We start from the raw sequence: 19,083 nt of genomic DNA on the forward strand, positions 1-19,083 counted from the left end.
CGGGGAGCTAAGGTACAAAATCTGTCATAATTTTTGCGGGTAGCTAATTAAACTTAGCTTTGAAAAATGGATTTTACCAGGGCCGATTTACAAAAGGAAGTAATTTACAAGACCTCGCGAAGCGGAGGCAAAGGCGGGCAGAATGTCAATAAGGTATCAACCAAGGTTGAACTGCTTTTAGACGTAGCGCAGTCAATTTTGTTTACGGACGAGCAGAAAGCACTCCTGACCGCTAAGCTGCAAAACCGGCTTAATAAAGATGGTTATGTTCAGGTAATTAGTGAAGAGGAGCGAAGCCAGCTTTTAAACAAAGACCGTGCACTGGACAAGCTGTTTATGCTGCTGGTAAAAGCACTACATCAGCCCAGAGTACGTAAACCTACTAAAATAAGCAAGGCGGCCAAGGCCGCCCGTTTAGATAGTAAGCGCATACAATCGCTCAAAAAGCAACTGCGGCGCAACGACTTTTAATTGAAGCGATACAATAACGTTACGGATCCCCATTGGTGCGCGTGCACCATGCTATTGATCTGCTTGCCACTGATGGTAACAGCGCCATTCAGCACCCAGCGTTTGCCTGCATAGGCCACGCCAATTTCGTGCGTAAATAGTGTACGGTTAGGGCTGAAGGTGATTTCTTGAGGATGTTTGTCCGAACCTAATCCGCCTTGTATGGTAGCATCGTAACCTACATAATTAAACAACGGCTTATAGTATGCAAAAAGTTCATAACTATGTAAAGGTGCTATGCTGCTATTGCGCGTTGCTGTACTTTGCGTACTTACGGAGTTAAATAACTGGTTAAAGTTACCTGCACGTACTATAGCGCCTACACCAGCACCCGTAAAGCCTGTACCTAAGTTACCATAAGTACTGCCGCTTAAATCAATCCATGATGCTCTTGCCAGCAATTTGTTGTATTGGGCCAATAGGTTGAGCTGGAAGCTGTTTTGGATCTGGGTATTCCAACCGGCCAGTTCATAAAAACCAAACGTTTTGTGCATTAGCTTTTGCGCTTCCTCGCCTAATGCTGCCGGACCGATAACCCCCGTTTGCACACCAAGTTTTAAATTACTTTCGTTCTTGTATAGCAAGTTCAAGTTAGCGCCTGCATACAGGTAGCCTGCAAAAGGCCGGTCAACGCGGGCAGGATCGGGTACGTAACCCGAGTAGGGGTTAAACATTTTTTGACCCGCTTCGATGCCCAATACTTTATTGGCCAATTTACTCGTCTCGGGGTTTTGAACAGTAAGCGCCTGCCGGTAAAAAAGGAACAGTCCGTTGGTGTAATACCGGTCTATGCCTTGCGCCAGGAACGAATCGTTGTCGCTTTGCAAGCCAGCCTCGTGGGCATGAGCGTTGGTTTGCGCAAATAGCGGTGAGAAGCCAAGGCCTAATAAAGCCGTAGCTATAAGTGCTTTAAATTTCATTAATAATGATGCTCGAGGTTGCTAAAATAAGAAAGCCGGATGGTAATCCGGCTTTCTTATTATTATAAAGCAAAAATTTAATTACGTGCAGATGGTGGTTGCTTATTCTACCACCGGTTTGGAATCTTCTTTTATCGTCAAATCCAACGCATCCGAAACCTGTTCGTTTAACAAAGCCAGATCAATTACCTCACGCATGTTTTTTACGTAATGGAACTTAAGGTCTTTAATATAGTTTTCTTTAATCTCCTGAATATCCTTGCGGTTCGATTCGCACAAAATGATTTCTTTGATACCGGCACGCTTAGCTGCCAAAATCTTTTCTTTGATACCACCTACAGGCAGCACACGGCCACGCAGGGTAATTTCGCCGGTCATGGCCAAATTTGGTTTCACCTTGCGTTGGGTAAAGGCCGAAGTTAAAGCCGTAAGCATGGTGATACCTGCTGAAGGGCCGTCCTTAGGCGTAGCGCCGGCCGGTACGTGCACATGCACATCCCATTGATCAAACAGCTTTGGATTGATATTGAACTGACCTGCATGAGCCCGCAAATAGGCTAAAGCTATAGTGGTCGATTCTTTCATTACATCGCCCAAATTACCTGTAAGCGTTAAGCGGCCTTTGCCGGGGCTTAAACTGGCTTCGATAAACAGGATATCGCCGCCAACCTGTGTCCATGCCAAACCGGTAACCACACCTGCTACATCATTGCCTTCGTAAAGGTCTTTGTCAAAGAATGGCGCACCGAGTATTTTCACTACATCTTTCTTGCTTACAGTAGGGTTATATTCTTCTTCAAGCGCAATGCTTTTGGCCACGCCGCGCACAATGGAGCCAATCTGCTTATCCAGGCTACGTACGCCCGATTCGCGGGTATAGCCTTCAATAACCGATTCCATCACGTCGTTTTTAACCACAACGTCTTTTGTTTTTACGCCGTGGGCCTCGCGTTGTTTAGGCAGCAAATGCTGGCGGGCAATCTCTATCTTTTCTTCAATGGTATAGCCATTCACTTCAATAATTTCCATACGATCCAGCAGGGCAGGCTGTATGGTGCTTAGTGAGTTGGCAGTAGCAATGAACATTACGTTAGATAGATCAAAGTCCAATTCTACGTAATGGTCATAAAAAGTGTTGTTTTGTTCTGGGTCCAGTACCTCCAGCAGGGCAGATGATGGGTCGCCCCTGAAATCGTTGCCTACTTTATCAATCTCATCCAAAATAAACACCGGGTTAGCTGCGCCGGCTTTTTTAATAGATTGTATAATGCGGCCAGGCATAGCACCAATGTAAGTTTTACGGTGACCGCGAATTTCGGCCTCATCTCGAATACCACCCAGTGCCATACGTACATACTTACGGCCTAAAGCTTTGGCTATAGATTTACCTAATGACGTTTTACCAACGCCCGGAGGGCCAACCAAGCAAAGGATAGGCGCTTTCATGTCGTGCTTTAACTTCAGCACGGCCAGGTACTCGATAATGCGCTGTTTAACCTTGTCTAAACCAAAGTGATCCTTATCTAATATCTTTTGGGCGCGTTTCAGGTCAAAGTTATCTTTGGTAAACTCGCTCCAGGGCAAATCGAGCAAAAGCTCCAGGTAATTGATTTGTACCGAGTAATCAGCCGCGGCAGGGTTGATGCGTTGCAGCTTTTCCAGCTCTTTGTTAAAGTGATCGCCTACTTCTTTAGCCCATTTCTTTTTAATGGCCCTTTTACGCAGGTTTTCTATTTCCAGATCGGGTGTATTGCCACCCAACTCTTCCTGAATGGTTTTGAGCTGCTGGTTCAAAAAGTAATCGCGCTGCTGTTTGTCTAAGTCAGTACGCACTTTTGTCTGGATCTGGTTTTTCAGTTCCAGCATCTGCAAATCGGTAGTGAGGTGTTCCAGCACAATGCTGGCCCGGTCGCGCAGGCTTGGCGTAGCCAGCAGGCGCTGCTTGGCTTCCATATCTGCATTCATATTAGAAGATATGAAGTTGATCAGGAACGACGTACTTTCAATATTACGGATAGCAATACCTGCCTCGCTCGGGATGTTGGGCGATAGCTGGATAATACTCATGGCCATGTCTTTGATAGACGATACCATGGCTTTGAATTCTTTATCTTCTTTAAAGCTGGTTTCTTTAAAAGGCTCGATGGCGGCTTTGATGTAAGGTTCGCTTTGCAGCTCTTCTTTTAATACAAAGCGTTTTTTACCCTGTAAAATAACAGTGGTGTTGCCATCAGGCATCTGCAGCATTTTGATGATAAGCGCCGTGGTGCCCACCTGATGCAACTGATCAAAGGTAGGATCCTCAACGCTAACGTCCTGCTGGGCTACAACGCCCACCAGGCGGTCGCCTTTGTTGGCATCGCGTATCAGTTTGATGGATTTATCGCGGCCAACGGTAATGGGAATTACCACACCCGGAAAAAGCACCGTGTTGCGCAGCGGTAATATAGGTAGTGCCTCCGGTACCTGTTCATTGTTCATCTCCTCTTCATCCTCTGTTGACATCAGCGGAAAAAATTCGGAGTCTTCATTGATAACCGGTAAAGCACTTTTAAAATCAAACGGATCGAAACTCATTAAATACCCTTTCTAATATGGTAGGTTAACGTCATGTTGTCAGTCTGTTCGGGGAACAGTCAGTCAAAAACAACGCAAAAATACTGTTTTATATTTTAACGTATGGTTGTTCAATAGATATGCCAAGACGGTGCTAAATGACAAGTTATCGTTGGTGGTGAGTTAAGGTGTTGATAAGTAGGTGTTTGTATTTTCGAATACATTCAGGTAGCCGTTTTGGCGATACTTATCAGGCGTGGAAAAAACGTCAGGTTAGTAGCATTAATTCATCAAACAAAGTTGCAGGGTAAAAACTTTTGTATTAATATTACGCCTTGCATAATAAAAGCGGCAGTTAAAAGTTAAAGTATTAAAACGTAATAAACTGGTGATGAGGTTGTCCGTTATATTGTCTTTTTTACTTGTTTCATCCCTTGATGGTATTGCACAAAAAGCATATGTGCAGTTGGGCTATCAGGCCATGATGAATAAAGATTTTAAAAGCGCTGTGCGGCAACTCGAAAAAGCCTGCGAGGTTGACTCCAACAGTACGCATGCGTTATGGATGCTGGGCTATTCTTACTTCCATAGTGAAAACTATAAAAAGTCAGTTTCTGCCTATAGCCGTGTTATTGCACTGAATCCTACCGACGAATCGGCCTATTACTTTCGCTCCAAGGCGCAAAGCAATATGGCAAAAGACGGCCAGATAAGTGTTGGTGAGCGGGAAAAGTGCCTGCTCAATGCCATTAAAGATTTAAACAGGGCGCTGGTAATTAAGCCTAACGAGGATCGCTTTTATCAGAATCGAGGTTTGGCCTATCGTGATTATGCTGATCTGAAACTACAACCCAGCTACCACTCCTACGACAAGAACCGAGGAATAACAGCTTTAAAAGCTGCCGTATCCGATTTTGAGCGCGTACTCAACAACAATCCCAGTCGTGCCGATATATCTAATTTGCTTGAAGTAGCCAAAGAGCGTATGGCTACTTTGGTAGGGCATAGGTAACGGCTGCTATTCTTTCCTTAATTATTTTATTGCATAAGATATTCAGACATTTTCTTGTTCTTATTGCCTGCACAGAGAGGGGATTTCTTTTGTGATGGTGATGTAGCTACCTCTTTACTTGCTTTATATACGACAGGATGGTTCCGCTACCGCTCGTCATCAAATGCTTGTTGCTTTTAGATACAAAATAAGATATTGGAAAGAAGTATTCCTATACGGCAATGAGCAGACTATAAGAGGTATATTCAACTAATAGAAGTTCAAAAAGCCTCAAGTGAGAATATCTACTTAATCTTCCCTTTAATTACATACTGATTGTCGCCCAGAAACCTTACCTGCTGCAATTTGTCAATCAGATACAACGAATCGGGATAGTAAACCAGCTTTTCGGTTGCCTGGTAAAGGATATTATGAGAGTAATTCTGGATGGCTATCTTTTTAACTGCGTTGCCGGCTTTTTGAATTACCATGCGGCGGGTAGTCAGTTTAGAATCTTTGGCTGTGTATACCACCGAGTCGCCAGCCTGTTCAATGGTATAGCTTTCGCGCCAGGCAGGCTTGTTGATATCCGAAGCAGCAAACAAGTCCAGTTCGCGACCCCAGTTACTGATGCGGAGTTGAAGTGTTTGAGCTGTTTCGTGATTATGGGCCACGGTTTTGGTAACCAGCGGACGCAAGCTGTTTAACCGGGCTGTATCAGCCTGAATAAACTTTTTTAAGTCGAAGTATTTTAGGGAAGCACCGGTTTCACGGATATCCGGCTTGCACGAATACAAGCCGGATAGCGTGAACAGTATGCTGTATGTAAACAAACGTTTATACCAGTACATCTCCTGTCATGGCCTTAGGTATTTCCACACCTAATAAGTTTAATACCGTAGGGGCAATGTCGCCCAATTTGCCATCTTTCACGGCAGTAACATCTTTGTCAATCACAATACAAGGTACCAGGTTAGTACTGTGCGCCGTGTTTGGTGAGCCATCTTCGTTCACCATGTAGTCGGCATTACCGTGGTCGGCAATGATGATGAAAGAGTAACCATTTTGTATGCCGGTTTCAACCAATGTTTTTACACAGGCATCTACTGTTTCGGCAGCTTTTACAACAGCTTCAAATACGCCGGTGTGGCCTACCATATCGGTATTGGCAAAGTTAAGGCAGATAAAATCGGCCCAGCGGCTTTGCAGTTCAGGTAAAATGGCATCGCGTATACCCTCGGCGCTCATTTCGGGCTGTAAATCGTAAGTAGCTACTTTAGGTGAAGGAATCATGATCCGTTTTTCGTTCACAAATTCCTTTTCACGCCCACCCGAAAAGAAGAAGGTAACGTGCGGATACTTTTCTGTTTCGGCAATACGTATTTGAGTCTTGCCGGCATCCTGCAAAATTTCACCTATAGTTTGTGTAAGATCTTCTTTATTGAAAATAACCTGTACATTTTTAAACGTCTCATCATAAGGCGTCATGGTAATATAGCGCAGGTTAAGCGGGTGCATGTTTTGCTCCGGGAAAGCTTTTTGGGTTAGAGCTACAGTAATTTCGCGGCCACGATCGGTACGGAAATTAAAGCAGATCACCACATCACCATCTTTAATGGTGGCTATAGGCTGGCCGTTTACATCGGTACGGATAATCGGCTGAACAAACTCATCGGTAACACCTTCGGCATATGATTCTTTAATAGCTTCGATCATGTTCATGGCCGGACGGCCTTCGCCGTTTACCATCAGGTCATAAGCCAGTTTTACACGCTCCCAGCGGTTGTCGCGGTCCATGGCGTAATAGCGGCCAATAGCCGATACCAGTTTAACCGGAAGCTGGCTAATGTATAACTCCAGATCGGTAATGTAAACGATGCCCGAGTTAGGGTCGGTATCACGTCCATCCAAAAAGGCGTGAATGAAAACATTTTCCAGGCCGTGCTCTGTCGCAGCATCGCACAAGCCTTTCAGGTGATTTATGTGTGAGTGTACGCCACCATCAGATACCAGGCCAATGAAGTGTACATTCTTATTGTTAGCTTTTGCATATTCAAAAGCATCTTTAATTACAGGGTTGTTAGGTAGTTCGTGGTCGTCAACCGCTTTATGGATGCGGCCCAGCTCCTGGTACACGATGCGGCCTGCACCCAGGTTCATGTGACCTACTTCTGAGTTACCCATTTGTCCTTCAGGCAAACCCACGGCAGTACCGGAGGCAACCAGCTTGGAGTTTGGATATTTCTCCAGCAGCGAATCAAAAAATGGCGTATTGGCCGAGTAGATGGCGTTCGAACTGTCCTGACGACCGTATCCCCAGCCGTCCAGTATCAATAAGGCGAGTTTCTTTTGTTGTTCCACAGTGCAAATATATATTTTATTATTATGTTCATTAGTTCTTTATGAGTTCACCGTGCATTGATGATAGGTTATAATAATAAAGTTCCCTTCTTCTGAAACAGGAAGTCATGATGCAGGCTTACCTTATGAACGTTAACCATGAACTATACACGTAACGTATATGTTATTTTATCAAAAACTAAATAATCGCCAATTGTTTTTACTTTTGAACCTCGAAAAATGAATACATTGGATACAGAACTTGTACATCAGTTTATAAAAGACACTTTGGCCGAGGATGTAGGGGATGGCGATCATACTTCGCTGGCCACTATACCACAAGGCACTAACGGCAAAGCACGCCTGCTGATAAAAGATAACGGCATACTGGCCGGAGTGAAACTGGCTATCGAAATATTTAAAGTTATAGACGCTAACCTGAAGCTGAACATCTTTTTACAGGATGGTGCCAACGTAAAAAATGGCGATGTAGCTTTTGAAGTGGAAGGCAGCGTACACAGCATTTTGAAGGCCGAGCGGCTGGTGCTCAATTGCATGCAGCGTATGTCGGGCATTGCTACCCGCACTCATGATATTGTTGAATCATTAAAAGGCACCAACACCCGCGTATTAGATACCCGCAAAACTACGCCCGGCTTCCGCTATTTTGAAAAATGGGCGGTTGAGATTGGCGGCGGCGTTAACCACCGTTTTGGCTTATATGACATGATCCTGATTAAGGATAACCATGTAGATTATTCGGGCGGTATCAAAAATGCGATCCAGAATACGCAACAATATCAGCAAGCGAACGGCAAACAGCTGGCGGTTGAGATTGAGGTAAGAAACTTTGACGAGCTGGAAGAGGCATTGCAAACCGGTGGTATTGATCGTATTATGCTTGATAATTTCAGTGTGGCCGACTTGAAAAAAGCGGTTGAGCTGATTGGCGGGCGTTATGCCACCGAGGCATCGGGCGGTATTACCGCTGATACCATTCGCAGCTATGCCGAAACCGGAGTTGACTATATATCTGTAGGCGCATTAACACATTCGGTAAAAAGTTTGGATTTAAGCTTAAAAGCGTTTAAACAGTAAAACAAACAATTACCATATCCATTTAGTATTATTGTGCTGAAATGATTTCAATCTATTCTGTCCTGGTTCTGATACTTGCTTACTTATTCGGCTCTATTCCAACTGCGGTTTGGATTGGACAGGCCTTTTATGGAATAGATGTTCGCGAATATGGCAGCGGCAATGCCGGTGCAACCAACACCTTCAGGGTGCTCGGAAAAAAAGCCGGTATACCGGTAATGCTTATTGATATTTTAAAAGGGTGGACGGCCACTAACCTGGCTTATCTTATCGGGGTATCTACCACAGGCAACCACCACTCTGCGGCCTTTGTGAATTACGAACTGGCACTGGGGGTTACCGCTGTAATGGGCCATCTGTTCCCGGTTTTTGCTGGTTTTAGAGGAGGTAAGGGAATTGCCAGCTTGTTTGGAATGGTTTTAGCTATCAACTTGCAGGCAGCATTGCTTTGTGTGGGGGTATTTATTGTTGTTTTGCTGATAACCAGATATGTGTCGCTAAGTTCCATCGTCGCCGGTTTTATGTATCCCATCGGCGTAACGTTTATATTTCCGGTTTATATCAAATCGGTAATTATTTACGGAATGTGCATTTGCGTGCTTATTTTGGTAACTCACCAGAAAAACATTGAGCGGTTGCTGAAAGGCACAGAATCAAAAGTGAATTTGTTTAAAAGCAAGGCTGCTGCTTAACGAAATACATTTAACACCTATTATGAAAGCATCAAAACTACTATTAGCAATTTTAGCCGCCGTTGTATTTTTTTCCTGCTCAACTGTACCTTTAACTGGTCGTAAACAGTTTCTGGCCGTTAGCGATGATCAGGTAAATCAATCAGCAGCGCAAAGTTACAGGCAACTCTTAACCGATCCTAAAACTACTGTTATCAGTAGCAGTGCGGATGCGCAACGTGTAAAGCGTGTGGGCAATCAACTGGCCGCTGCAATTCAGCGTTACCTAAAGCAAAATGGTTATGGCGACCAGTATAATTTTCAGTGGGAATTTAACCTGATTCAAAGTAAAGAGGTAAACGCGTGGTGTATGCCCGGTGGCAAAGTAGCCGTTTACAGCGGTATATTGCCTATCACAAAAGACGATGCAGGTTTAGCTACCGTAATGGGCCACGAAATTGGCCACGCTATTGCCCGTCACTCTGCCGAGCGTATCTCGCAGGAGTACGTGGCCCAGGGCTTGGGTACGGCTGTTGGTGTGGCTTCTAACAACACCGCATCACCACTGGTTAAATTAACCAGCCAGCTTTACGGTACCGGCAGCCAGTTAGCGCTATTACACTATGGCCGTAGCCAGGAATCAGAAGCCGACCGTTTGGGCTTAACTTTTATGGCAATGGCGGGTTATGATCCGCATGCCGCTGTATCTTTTTGGCAACGTATGGCTGCCCAAAGCAACGGACAATCACAGCCCGAGTTTCTGAGCACGCACCCTTCCGATCAGCGCCGTATAGCGGATATACAGGCAAGGCTGCCGGAAGCCATGAAATATTATAAAAAATAACTTACTTTATCCCGCCCGTAAAACCGGCGGGATTTTTTTATGTCAAAAGTTAAATTCCTACAAGCCAAGTGGCATGATCTGATCATGCTGAACTATGAGGTTGATCCTGATATACTGAAACCTTATTTGCCGGCAGCAACCGAGCTGGATTTATGGCAGGGCAAGGCATTGGTAAGCATGGTTGGGTTTATGTTTTTGGATACCCGAGTTTTGGGTGTGCGCTGGCCCTGGCACATTAATTTTGAGGAGGTAAACCTGCGCTTTTATGTAAAGCACTTTGACGGCAAGGAGTGGAAACGGGGCGCCGTATTTATCAGCGAAATTGCACCTAAGGCCATCATCCCTATTATTGCTAATAACCTATATAATGAGCATTACAAGGCCATGCCTATGCGGGATTCGGTAACATTGTTAGATAGCGGCCATGCTGCGTATTTGTATGAGTGGAAACTGAATGGCCGTTGGAATAAACTGGGGGCTACCATCAGCAATGAATTTGTACCGATTGACCCGACCAGTCCGGAAGAATTCATTTTTGAGCATTACTGGGGCTATAACCAAATTAATAAGAATACCACACTGGAATATGCGGTAGAGCATATACCCTGGCAGGTGTCGCCAGTTAGCAGTTCCATATTTGATGCGGATGTTGCGGCCTTGTATGGTAAAGAGTTTGAACCGTTTCTAAAGCAACCTTATTCTGCGTTCTTTGCTAAAGGATCGGATGTGGTGGTAAGAGTGGCGCAAAAGATCAGGATCAAGTAATCTGAGCACCTAATACCTGCAATATGGCCTGTGCTTTCAACAGGCATTCATCATACTCCTGCCCAGCAACAGCATTGTAGGTTATGGCACTGCCAACCTGGAAGGAGAGGTAGCGGTTGGCTGCGTTATAAAACAAGCTGCGTATCACTACATTAAAATCAAAATCGTCATCCGGACTCAAATAGCCAACAGCGCCTGAGTATACGCCGCGGCGTGAGCGCTCGTATTGTTCCATTAGTTGCATGGCTTTTAGCTTAGGTGCGCCCGTCATGCTACCCATCGGGAAAGTGTTTTTAATAGCCTCAATGGCTGTAATGCTGTCATCCAGCTCACAGGTTATTGTGGATATCATTTGATGCACCTGCTTAAAGCTATAGATGCCAAATAGCTCTTCGGTTTGCACTGTACCGCGTTTGGCCGATTTAGTCAGGTCATTACGCACCAAATCCACCACCATTACGTTTTCCTGCTGCTCTTTTATGTTTTGTCGCAACCGTTGCTTGATGGTTTCGTCTTCCTGAGCTGTTTGTCCGCGCCGGGCAGTTCCTTTAATAGGTTGTGATAAAAGCTGGTTCCCACGCTTAGCTAAAAAGCGCTCGGGCGAGGCGCATAAAATGTATTGCCGGTAGTGCTTAAAAAAGCATGCGAATGGGTTAGGAGATGCTTGGTTAAGCAATAGGAATAGTTGCAATGGGCTGATATCTGCATCATCTGCAAAAAACTCCTGGCAAAAATTGGTTACATAAATATCGCCCCGCGCAATATGTTGCTTAATATTTTCAAAAGTGGTTAGGTACTCGTTATGGTTGAAACGGGCCTGCAATTGAATGTTTATGTTGAATTGCGGCTGGCCTATCACTTGTTGCTCAATAATTGCAACAATAGCTTCCGGCTCATCGGTAATAACTTCAACCTGGGTGCCGCGAATGATAAGCAAATGCAGCGGCGCAAAAAAGTAAAGGTCAGGAAATTGCAGGTGATCGGGATTAGTGGAGCTAAGGTCTTCAACTTCGTTCTTTAAATCGTAGCCAAAAAATCCAGTTATCCAACCTGTATGCTTTTGCCTGAATTGTTGCAGTGCGTCAAATGCTTGTCCCGCCGGGGCGGTAACTTCTTCACACGCGCCTACGGCAATCAGTGTATCAAATTTGCTGTGTTTGTTTTTGAAGTTATTGGAATCCAGGTAGCAGGCCACCTCAAAGGTGTTGGCCCACTGTAGTGCTCTTTGTTTAAATAACCCAATATCCAGAACTTCAAAAACCATGGAGACAAAATTACCTCTTTACCACAAAAGGCCGGATACTTTCCGGCCTTTCTTATTTTATAAAAGTGTCACTGCTAGGCGTGATAACGATCTGGCAATCTCGTCGCTATACCAGTAATGGGATTGCCACGTTATCGTGCGCAATGACGAAATGATTTATTGCAAAACCAAAGTTTGCTTTCTGTCCGGCCCAACAGATAAATATTTCACCGGTACACCAACTTCCTGCTCCAGGAAAGCAATGTATGCCTGTAGCTTAGCCGGAATTTGCGAGGTTTCGGTAATGCCGGTTAAATCTTCATGCCAGCCTTCAATCTCTTTCAGTACTGGTTCTGGTTTTACGGTGCAGATATCATATGGCATATAATCAATGGTTTCGCCTTGATAGTTGTAATGTGTACACACGTAAATCTTTTCGAAGCCGCTCAATACATCCGCTTTGGTCATTACCAGTTGGGTAACGCCGTTCAGCATAATGGCGTATTTCAGGGCTGGCAAATCTACCCAGCCGGTACGGCGCGGGCGACCAGTAGTGGCACCAAATTCATGGCCCAGCTGGCGCAGCTCTTCGCCTAACTCATTATCCAGTTCGGTAGGGAAGGGGCCACCACCTACACGGGTACAGTATGCTTTAAAAATACCAATCACCTCGCCAATTTCACGTGGTGCAATACCTAAACCGGTGCAGGCACCGGCAGTGGTGGTGTTGGATGAAGTAACAAAAGGATAAGAACCAAAGTCGATATCCAGCATGGCGCCCTGAGCACCTTCAGCCAGTACTTTTTTACCTTGTTTCAGGTAATCGTTTACCAGGTGTTCTGAATCTACCAACTGGAATTTGCTGATCAATTCAATAGCTTCAAAAAATGCCTGTTCGCGTTCGCTAAAATCAACTACTTCGCCATAAAGCGATTGCAGCATGGATGTATGTTTGGCAACCAGTTTTTGGTAACGCTCTTTAAAATCGGGTAGGGTAATGTCGCCTACGCGTAAACCATTACGGCCGGTTTTGTCCATATAAGTTGGGCCAATACCTTTTAGGGTCGAACCAATCTTGCCTTCGCCCATTTTCTTTTCAGAAGCGGCATCCAGCAATTGGTGGGTAGGTAAAATCAGGTGAGCCTTTTTGGCAATCATCAGGTTACCTTTGGCTAACAGGTCATGACCGGCATCTTTCAGCTTGTCCAGCTCTTTTTTCAGGGTAATTGGGTCAATCACCACACCATTGCCAATCAGGTTCATGGTGTTTTCAAAAAAGATGCCTGAAGGGATGGTATTCAGTACAAACTTTTTACCGTCAAACTCTAAAGTGTGCCCGGCGTTCGGACCGCCCTGAAAGCGGGCAATCAGATCATAACCAGCGCTCAGTACGTCAACAATCTTTCCTTTGCCTTCGTCGCCCCACTGGAGGCCTAATAATACATCAACAGCCATTTGAATTTTTTTAAAATCATCATGCCGAATTCAGTCCGGCATCTCACGCAATGAGCAACTGTTTGTGCTGCTTCACCTGGTGTGGGATGCCGAAGCAAATCCGGCATGACCTATTTGTTATAATTAAGTGATATCCAACTTTTACAAAGCTGCAAAAGTAAGATTATAATAGTATCTGTCAATAAAATATTATGCACAGAATATCTGGCCGTTAAAACCGCGGCTTAAGATATCTTTCTGTCGCAATGCCCTTCTTTCAATTTGCTGCAGTTGCCGTACAAATTCAAAGAGTGGTGTTTGATGTCAAATTTTAACAATTCGCCCATCATGCTTTGTATCTGCTGAATTCGTGGGTCGCAAAACTCCACCACTTTACCGCAGTCAATGCAAATAATATGATCGTGCTGTTTGTAACCGTATGATTTTTCGAACTGGGCCATGTTTTTGCCGAACTGGTGCTTGGTCACCAAATCGCACGATACCAGCAGTTCGAGCGTGTTGTAAACCGTGGCCCGGCTTACACGGTACTTCTTATTTTTCATGTGGATATACAATGATTCCACATCGAAGTGATCGCTGCGCGAGTAAATTTCCTCGAGAATCGCAAAGCGCTCAGGTGTTTTTCTTAAACTTTTATTTTCGAGATACGCCTCGAAAATCTTTTTAACCATATCAATGGTTTCCTGTTGAGGCATAGTATAATACTTAAAGCATCAAAGTTAAGAATTTATAGTGGAATAGAGAAGCAAGAGCAAAGAGCCAGGAACCAAGATGATGCTAAAATGATATACCTTAGCTCTTGGTTCTTAGCTCTCAGCTCTGACTTTTCAGGATGCTTTTTCAAAAGAGGCAGAGGCCGAATCAAAGCGGGTTACGGAGGTGATGCCTTTAACCTGTTTCAGCTTTTTGATCAGATTATCCAGATGTTCGGTATCATTTACATACACCATAATGGTGCCTTCAAAAATACCGTTATCGCTATCCACGGTGATCGACCGCATGTTTACCTTAAAGTCGTTCGATATTACGGTGGTCAGTTTGTTGATCAAACCCACATCGTCAATACCCTTAATGCGTAAGCCGGTTAAAAACGCCAGTTCATGCTGTGTTGTCCAGCGGGCTTTTACAATACGGTAACCATAGTTGGCCATCAGCTTAGCCGCGTTAGGGCAGTTGGTGCGGTGTATTTTAATGCCTTCGTTAACGGTGATAAAACCAAATACATCATCGCCCGGAATTGGGTTGCAGCAGGATGCCAGTTTGTAATCTATCTTCTGCATATCTTCGCCAATCAACAGTATATCGCTGTCCTTAGCTTTGATATTGCGCAGTAAGCTTTGCACCTGTTCCTGCTCAATTTTATCCTGCGGCTTGTTCTCAATTACCCTTTCGGATGCCTGGTACTCTTTCAGGTCTTTCAGGTCAATAATGCCTTTGGCTACATTATAAAACAAGTCCTGCGAGGTAGGAAGCTTGAAATAGAAGGTCAGTTTCTGGATATTATCGGTATTGTAAGTGATCTTTAATGATTTTAGCTTACGTTCCAGTATCTCTTTACCGTCTTCGGCAATGCGTCGTTTCTCTTCTTTTAAAGATGATTTGATTTTAGCTTTCGCTTTAGCCGTCACCACAAAGTTGAGCCAATCCTCTTTAGGCGTTTGCTTGCTGGAGGTGATAATCTCTACCTGATCGCCGTTTTGCAGGTTATAGCTTAGCGGCACCAGCTTGTGGTTTACCTTGGCGCCTATACAAGTGGCACCCACATCGGAGTGAATCTCGAAAGCAAAATCAAGCGCCGTAGCGTTGGATGGCAGCTGAATGAGCGCACCTTTGGGTGTAAAGATGAAAATCTCGTCAGAAAACAAGTTCATCTTAAAATCATCCAAAAAGTCGAGCGCGTTGCTGTCCGGGTTGCGCAATAATTCACGCACCTTGTTTATCCACTGGTCCAAGCCACTGTCTGATGATGATTCTTTGTATTTCCAGTGTGCGGCGAAACCCTTTTCGGCAATCTCGTTCATTCGCTTGGTGCGTATTTGCACTTCCACCCATTGGCCGCGTGGCCCCATCACCGTAGTGTGCAACGATTCGTAACCGTTGGCTTTGGGTGAGGATATCCAATCGCGTAAGCGGTCGGGGTTAGGGCGGTATAGGTCCGTAACAATGGAGTAAGCCTTCCAGGAGTCGGACTTTTCCTGCTCAGGCGGGCTATCTAATATAACTCGAATGGCGAACAAATCATACACCTCCTCAAAAGGAATAGCCTTTTTCTTCATCTTATTCCAGATGGAGTGTATGGATTTTGGCCGGCCAAAAATATCAGCATGCAGCCCTTGCTCTTCCAATACTTTCTTTACTGGTCCAATAAAATCGGCAATGAATTTTTCCCGCTCGGCCTTTTTCTCGTTTAGTTTCTTTTTAATAAACTGGTAGGTTTCCCGCTCCATGTATTTCATGGAAAGATCTTCCAGTTCTGACTTTATGGCATACAGCCCCAGCCTGTGCGCCAGCGGAGCGTAAAGGTATACGGTTTCTGATGATAGCTTCAGCTGCTTATCGCGCGGCATAAACTCCATGGTGCGCATATTGTGCAGGCGGTCGGCCAGCTTAATCAATATCACACGCACGTCATCGGCCAGCGTGAGCAGCATCTTCCTGAAGTTTTCGGCCTGCAGGGAGCTGTTGGTATCAAAAACGCCCGAAATTTTGGTAAGGCCGTCTATAATTTTTGCTACCTTTTTGCCAAATTCTCTCTCAATATCGTCAAGGGTAACATCGGTATCTTCAACAACATCATGCAACAGGGCACACACAATGGAGGTAGTACCCAGACCGATCTCTTCAGCAGCTATTTGCGCTACGGCAATAGGGTGGTATATGTAAGGCTCGCCCGATTTACGGCGCATGTCTTTATGGCTTTCAACAGCTATTTCAAAAGCCTTCCGGATCATGCGTTTGTCACCTTTTTGCAGCGTTGATTTGGATGCACGCAGCAAGGCCCGGTATCTCTTCAGTATCTCCGCTTTTTCCGCTTCCAGATCAATCACTAACTCTTTCATTTATAATATTTTGTTATCTATGTATCATAATCGGTCAATAAATAAATTTTATTGCCCGTAATAGGAAAAAACACCGGAAAATTGCGTTAATTTTGTCTTACAGTAAATATATGAAAATTATTGCTTTTTTACTATTTCTTTGCTGTATTGCAGTTCAGGGCATGTCGCAAACCAAGCTTTCCCGCGTTAAGATGGGCAAAAATGATACCATTAAAACGTACATGACAGAGCTTGACGGCGAACTGGTACCGTGGATTGTTGGTCAGGATGTAAACATTGTTGATGTGCGCATTTTTGCCAGTGAGGACGACCGCCGTGCTTACAACCGTTTAAAGTATAACGTTTACAAAGTTATACCTTATGCCCGTATTGCAGGCGATAAATACCGTCAGCTGCAACGCGATCTGGCTACTACCTCTGACAAGGGCAAGCAAAAGGAAATGGTTAAGAATTGCGAGAAACAGGTAAAGGAGCTTTTTAACCGTGAGGTTAAGAATCTGACCATATCACAAGGTGAAATTCTGATCAAATTAATTGATCGCGAAACCGGAACCACCAGCTATGAATTGGCCAAACAATTAAAAGGTGGGTTTCATGCCTTTATGTTTCAATCTGTAGCTCGTATATTTGGCCACAATTTAAAGGAAACATACGATCCGGAGCAGGAGCGCGATATTGAAGCGATACTGCGGCAAGCCGGTTACTATGCTAACAGATATTAGTGTACATGGACGAACATAGTATTTACCGCTTTAGCGTTACCAAGCTGAACGGTGAAGAAATCAATTTAAACAATTACCGGGATAAGGTTCTGTTAATTGTTAATACCGCATCACAATGCGGTTTTACTCCGCAACTTAAGCAGCTGGAGGATTTGAGGAACGAGTTTGAAGGGCAGGATTTTGAAATATTAGCATTCCCCTCTAACGATTTTGGCCGCCAGGAACCGCTTGATGGCAGTTCGATCGGTAAGTTTTGTAAAATAAACTTTGGCGCTCATTTCCCGGTTTTTGGTAAGGTAAAAGTTAAAGGCGAAGATGCTCACCCGTTATTTAAATTTTTGGGCAGCAAAAAGCAGAATGGCAAAGTGCAATCGGCACCGCTCTGGAACTTTCACAAATACCTCATTAACCGTAATGGCGAAGTGATCGATTACTTTTATCCGTTTACCAAGCCTACGGCAGCCCGCTTAAAAAGGCGTATTGCTCAGTTAATTGCCGAGCAGCCCGAAATTCACACACAAGCATGTTAAAACTCGATATACTGGTTTTGGCCGTACATCCCGACGATGCCGAACTTGGTTGTGCCGGAACGTTGCTGAAACATAATGCCATTGGTAAAAAATGTGGCATTGTAGATTTAACCCAGGGCGAATTAGGCACCCGCGGATCTGCCGAGATACGTGCGCAGGAGGCTGCCAGGGCGGCTGAGATCTTGGGTTTGGCCGTAAGGGAAAACCTTGGTATACCGGATGGCTTTTTCCAGAACACACCCGAATACCAGCTTAAGGTGATAGAAGTGATTCGCCGGTACCAGCCCGAAATTATAATTACTAACGCTTATCATGACCGCCATCCGGATCATGGCCGGGCAAGTGAACTGGTTGAAGCATCATGCTTTTTGTCGGGCCTGCGTAAAATAGAAACTTTGAATGAGGGGCAGGTGCAGGAAGCTTGGCGACCTAAGCAAGTACTGCATTTTGTACAGGATACTTACATTAAGCCCGATGTGGTGGTTGATATTACCGACTACATGAATACAAAAATTGAAAGTGTGATGGCTTACAGTTCGCAATTTTACAACCCTGATTGGAAGGACGAACCCCAAACCTACATTTCTACCCCCGAATTTGTGCATAATGTAGAGGCTCGTGCCCGCGAGTTTGGCCGTAGCATCCAAGCAAAATATGCCGAAGGCTTTACTTCCCGAAAGATTTTAGGTGTAGATAACTTATTCGATTTGCGTTAGCTATTGATACTGTCTTAAAACAACAAAAGCCCTGCTTATGCAAAGGGCTTTTGTTGTTTAAGATGCTTTTACATACTCAAAGCGGTTGTTCTCGTGGCTGCGCTCACGGCGAAGCTTGTTCTCGTTTGCCAGTTTTAGCAGGATGCCTGATAACTCCGACGTTTTAAATTCCGAACCGAATTCTTCTTTACAATGGCTGGCAATGTCAGCAATAGAGTGTGGCTCATCAAAAAATGTAGTGCTTAGTAATTGGTTCAGCACCTTAGTGGCACCTGGCTTTTTAATACCTTGTTCAGCATCGCGCTGGTTTACCGATCCTTTTACTCTTTTGTGCGAAACATCATCGCCCTCTTTATCCCCATCCAGTATTGTGTCGAGTAGTCTGTCTATTATTTTTACCTGTACCGCTTCAGATTGGAATACGTTAATAACATCAGAAAGCTCGAGAAGCTGTTTTTTCAATTTCTCAGTTTGTTTGCTCATTTTTTACTTAGTAGATTTTGCTTTAACTATCCGTATATCATTGCAAGTATTGCAGTTGATATCATTTGCGTAATATGATAATAATACGCTGTTACTATTATTAACGTAACAGGACAATTATATTATATTATCAATAAAAAAAGGTTGTCTAATAGTTAATAAATGAGCCGTGTAACCATA

The 19,083-nt window shown here is 44.4% G+C and carries 18 protein-coding genes; 9 read left to right on the plus strand and 9 right to left on the minus strand.

Annotated elements, in window-relative coordinates:
- The first annotated feature begins 66 nt into the window (after window positions 1–66).
- Entirely contained in the window at window positions 67–471 is a 405-nt protein-coding gene (arfB, locus tag KHS38_RS09250; protein WP_213488281.1) for an alternative ribosome rescue aminoacyl-tRNA hydrolase ArfB, read from the plus strand.
- Here arfB and KHS38_RS09255 read toward each other — a convergent pair.
- Window positions 468–1,430 (minus strand): lipid A deacylase LpxR family protein, encoded by a 963-nt coding sequence (locus KHS38_RS09255; protein WP_213488282.1) that lies wholly within the window; start codon window positions 1,428–1,430, stop codon window positions 468–470. The two genes, arfB and KHS38_RS09255, sit on opposite strands and share 4 nt — an antisense overlap.
- Window positions 1,431–1,532: 102 nt before the next feature.
- Entirely contained in the window at window positions 1,533–4,007 is a 2,475-nt protein-coding gene (gene lon, locus KHS38_RS09260; RefSeq protein ID WP_213488283.1) for an endopeptidase La, read from the minus strand.
- A gap of 370 nt (window positions 4,008–4,377) precedes the next feature.
- Between lon and KHS38_RS09265 the strand changes: the two genes are divergently transcribed.
- A complete protein-coding gene (locus KHS38_RS09265) occupies window positions 4,378–4,998 on the plus strand; it encodes a tetratricopeptide repeat protein (protein WP_213488284.1) in 621 nt (206 codons plus the stop codon).
- A gap of 284 nt (window positions 4,999–5,282) precedes the next feature.
- On the opposite strand, the gene KHS38_RS09270 is transcribed toward KHS38_RS09265, so the two are convergent.
- Both KHS38_RS09270 and gpmI read right to left on the minus strand, forming a co-directional pair.
- Entirely contained in the window at window positions 5,283–5,828 is a 546-nt protein-coding gene (locus KHS38_RS09270) for a hypothetical protein (protein WP_213488285.1), read from the minus strand.
- Entirely contained in the window at window positions 5,815–7,338 is a 1,524-nt protein-coding gene (gpmI, locus tag KHS38_RS09275) for a 2,3-bisphosphoglycerate-independent phosphoglycerate mutase (protein ID WP_213488286.1), read from the minus strand. The genes KHS38_RS09270 and gpmI overlap by 14 nt, the downstream gene beginning before the upstream one ends.
- A gap of 219 nt (window positions 7,339–7,557) precedes the next feature.
- On the opposite strand from gpmI, the gene nadC reads away from it, so the two are divergent.
- The 4 genes from nadC to KHS38_RS09295 are packed head-to-tail and all read left to right on the plus strand — an operon-like array spanning window position 7,558 to window position 10,695.
- Entirely contained in the window at window positions 7,558–8,415 is an 858-nt protein-coding gene (nadC, locus tag KHS38_RS09280; protein ID WP_213488287.1) for a carboxylating nicotinate-nucleotide diphosphorylase, read from the plus strand.
- A gap of 41 nt (window positions 8,416–8,456) precedes the next feature.
- Window positions 8,457–9,107: a glycerol-3-phosphate 1-O-acyltransferase PlsY gene (gene plsY, locus KHS38_RS09285; protein WP_213488288.1), complete on the plus strand. Its 651-nt coding sequence runs from the start codon at window positions 8,457–8,459 to the stop codon at window positions 9,105–9,107.
- Window positions 9,108–9,129: 22 nt separating this feature from the next.
- Window positions 9,130–9,930 carry a M48 family metallopeptidase gene (locus KHS38_RS09290; RefSeq protein ID WP_213488289.1) on the plus strand — a complete coding sequence of 267 codons (801 nt, stop codon included), beginning with the start codon at window positions 9,130–9,132 and terminating at the stop codon, window positions 9,928–9,930.
- 39 nt (window positions 9,931–9,969) lie between these two features.
- On the plus strand, window positions 9,970–10,695 hold the full coding sequence (locus KHS38_RS09295) for a YqjF family protein (protein WP_213488290.1): 726 nt from the start codon (window positions 9,970–9,972) through the stop codon (window positions 10,693–10,695).
- Here the strand turns inward: KHS38_RS09295 and KHS38_RS09300 are convergent.
- The 4 genes from KHS38_RS09300 to KHS38_RS09315 form a co-directional block, all read right to left on the minus strand.
- Window positions 10,688–11,959 (minus strand): anthranilate synthase component I family protein, encoded by a 1,272-nt coding sequence (locus KHS38_RS09300; RefSeq protein WP_213488291.1) that lies wholly within the window; start codon window positions 11,957–11,959, stop codon window positions 10,688–10,690. The genes KHS38_RS09295 and KHS38_RS09300 overlap by 8 nt on opposite strands.
- A 156-nt stretch (window positions 11,960–12,115) precedes the next feature.
- Complete coding sequence (locus KHS38_RS09305; protein ID WP_213488292.1) at window positions 12,116–13,393, minus strand: adenylosuccinate synthase; 1,278 nt, start codon at window positions 13,391–13,393, stop codon at window positions 12,116–12,118.
- A 224-nt stretch (window positions 13,394–13,617) separates the two neighbouring features.
- The gene (locus KHS38_RS09310; RefSeq protein WP_213488293.1) at window positions 13,618–14,088 is read right to left on the minus strand and encodes a Fur family transcriptional regulator; all 471 of its coding nucleotides are present in this window, start codon (window positions 14,086–14,088) and stop codon (window positions 13,618–13,620) included.
- Between the two features lie 132 nt (window positions 14,089–14,220).
- Window positions 14,221–16,452 (minus strand): RelA/SpoT family protein, encoded by a 2,232-nt coding sequence (locus tag KHS38_RS09315; protein WP_213488294.1) that lies wholly within the window; start codon window positions 16,450–16,452, stop codon window positions 14,221–14,223.
- A 110-nt stretch (window positions 16,453–16,562) separates the two neighbouring features.
- Between KHS38_RS09315 and KHS38_RS09320 the strand changes: the two genes are divergently transcribed.
- The 3 genes from KHS38_RS09320 to bshB1 are packed head-to-tail and all read left to right on the plus strand — an operon-like array spanning window position 16,563 to window position 18,420.
- Entirely contained in the window at window positions 16,563–17,174 is a 612-nt protein-coding gene (locus tag KHS38_RS09320; RefSeq protein WP_213488295.1) for a DUF4294 domain-containing protein, read from the plus strand.
- Between the two features lie 5 nt (window positions 17,175–17,179).
- The gene (locus tag KHS38_RS09325; RefSeq protein WP_213488296.1) at window positions 17,180–17,704 is read left to right on the plus strand and encodes a glutathione peroxidase; all 525 of its coding nucleotides are present in this window, start codon (window positions 17,180–17,182) and stop codon (window positions 17,702–17,704) included.
- Window positions 17,698–18,420: a bacillithiol biosynthesis deacetylase BshB1 gene (bshB1, locus tag KHS38_RS09330; RefSeq protein WP_213488297.1), complete on the plus strand. Its 723-nt coding sequence runs from the start codon at window positions 17,698–17,700 to the stop codon at window positions 18,418–18,420. Before KHS38_RS09325 ends, bshB1 begins: the two co-directional genes overlap by 7 nt.
- 57 nt (window positions 18,421–18,477) lie before the next feature.
- On the opposite strand, the gene KHS38_RS09335 is transcribed toward bshB1, so the two are convergent.
- Window positions 18,478–18,903, minus strand: coding sequence for a hypothetical protein (locus tag KHS38_RS09335; protein ID WP_213488298.1), 426 nt, complete (start codon window positions 18,901–18,903; stop codon window positions 18,478–18,480).
- Between the last annotated feature and the right edge of the window lie 180 nt (window positions 18,904–19,083).

Origin of the sequence: Mucilaginibacter sp. Bleaf8 (genome assembly GCF_018390515.1) — a bacterium.
Lineage (GTDB): Bacteria > Bacteroidota > Bacteroidia > Sphingobacteriales > Sphingobacteriaceae > Mucilaginibacter.

Coding starts and splice junctions, on each gene's coding strand:
- KHS38_RS09325 (WP_213488296.1), top strand. CDS start 17,180: ATGGACGAACATAGTATTTACCGCTTTAGCGTTACCAAGCTGAACGGT.
- KHS38_RS09270 (WP_213488285.1), bottom strand. CDS start 5,828: ATGTACTGGTATAAACGTTTGTTTACATACAGCATACTGTTCACGCTA.
- KHS38_RS09290 (WP_213488289.1), top strand. CDS start 9,130: ATGAAAGCATCAAAACTACTATTAGCAATTTTAGCCGCCGTTGTATTT.
- arfB (WP_213488281.1), top strand. CDS start 67: ATGGATTTTACCAGGGCCGATTTACAAAAGGAAGTAATTTACAAGACC.
- KHS38_RS09255 (WP_213488282.1), bottom strand. CDS start 1,430: ATGAAATTTAAAGCACTTATAGCTACGGCTTTATTAGGCCTTGGCTTC.
- KHS38_RS09310 (WP_213488293.1), bottom strand. CDS start 14,088: ATGCCTCAACAGGAAACCATTGATATGGTTAAAAAGATTTTCGAGGCG.
- KHS38_RS09295 (WP_213488290.1), top strand. CDS start 9,970: ATGTCAAAAGTTAAATTCCTACAAGCCAAGTGGCATGATCTGATCATG.
- lon (WP_213488283.1), bottom strand. CDS start 4,007: ATGAGTTTCGATCCGTTTGATTTTAAAAGTGCTTTACCGGTTATCAAT.
- plsY (WP_213488288.1), top strand. CDS start 8,457: ATGATTTCAATCTATTCTGTCCTGGTTCTGATACTTGCTTACTTATTC.
- KHS38_RS09315 (WP_213488294.1), bottom strand. CDS start 16,452: ATGAAAGAGTTAGTGATTGATCTGGAAGCGGAAAAAGCGGAGATACTG.
- KHS38_RS09300 (WP_213488291.1), bottom strand. CDS start 11,959: ATGGTTTTTGAAGTTCTGGATATTGGGTTATTTAAACAAAGAGCACTA.
- nadC (WP_213488287.1), top strand. CDS start 7,558: ATGAATACATTGGATACAGAACTTGTACATCAGTTTATAAAAGACACT.
- KHS38_RS09320 (WP_213488295.1), top strand. CDS start 16,563: ATGAAAATTATTGCTTTTTTACTATTTCTTTGCTGTATTGCAGTTCAG.
- KHS38_RS09305 (WP_213488292.1), bottom strand. CDS start 13,393: ATGGCTGTTGATGTATTATTAGGCCTCCAGTGGGGCGACGAAGGCAAA.
- bshB1 (WP_213488297.1), top strand. CDS start 17,698: ATGTTAAAACTCGATATACTGGTTTTGGCCGTACATCCCGACGATGCC.
- KHS38_RS09265 (WP_213488284.1), top strand. CDS start 4,378: ATGAGGTTGTCCGTTATATTGTCTTTTTTACTTGTTTCATCCCTTGAT.
- KHS38_RS09335 (WP_213488298.1), bottom strand. CDS start 18,903: ATGAGCAAACAAACTGAGAAATTGAAAAAACAGCTTCTCGAGCTTTCT.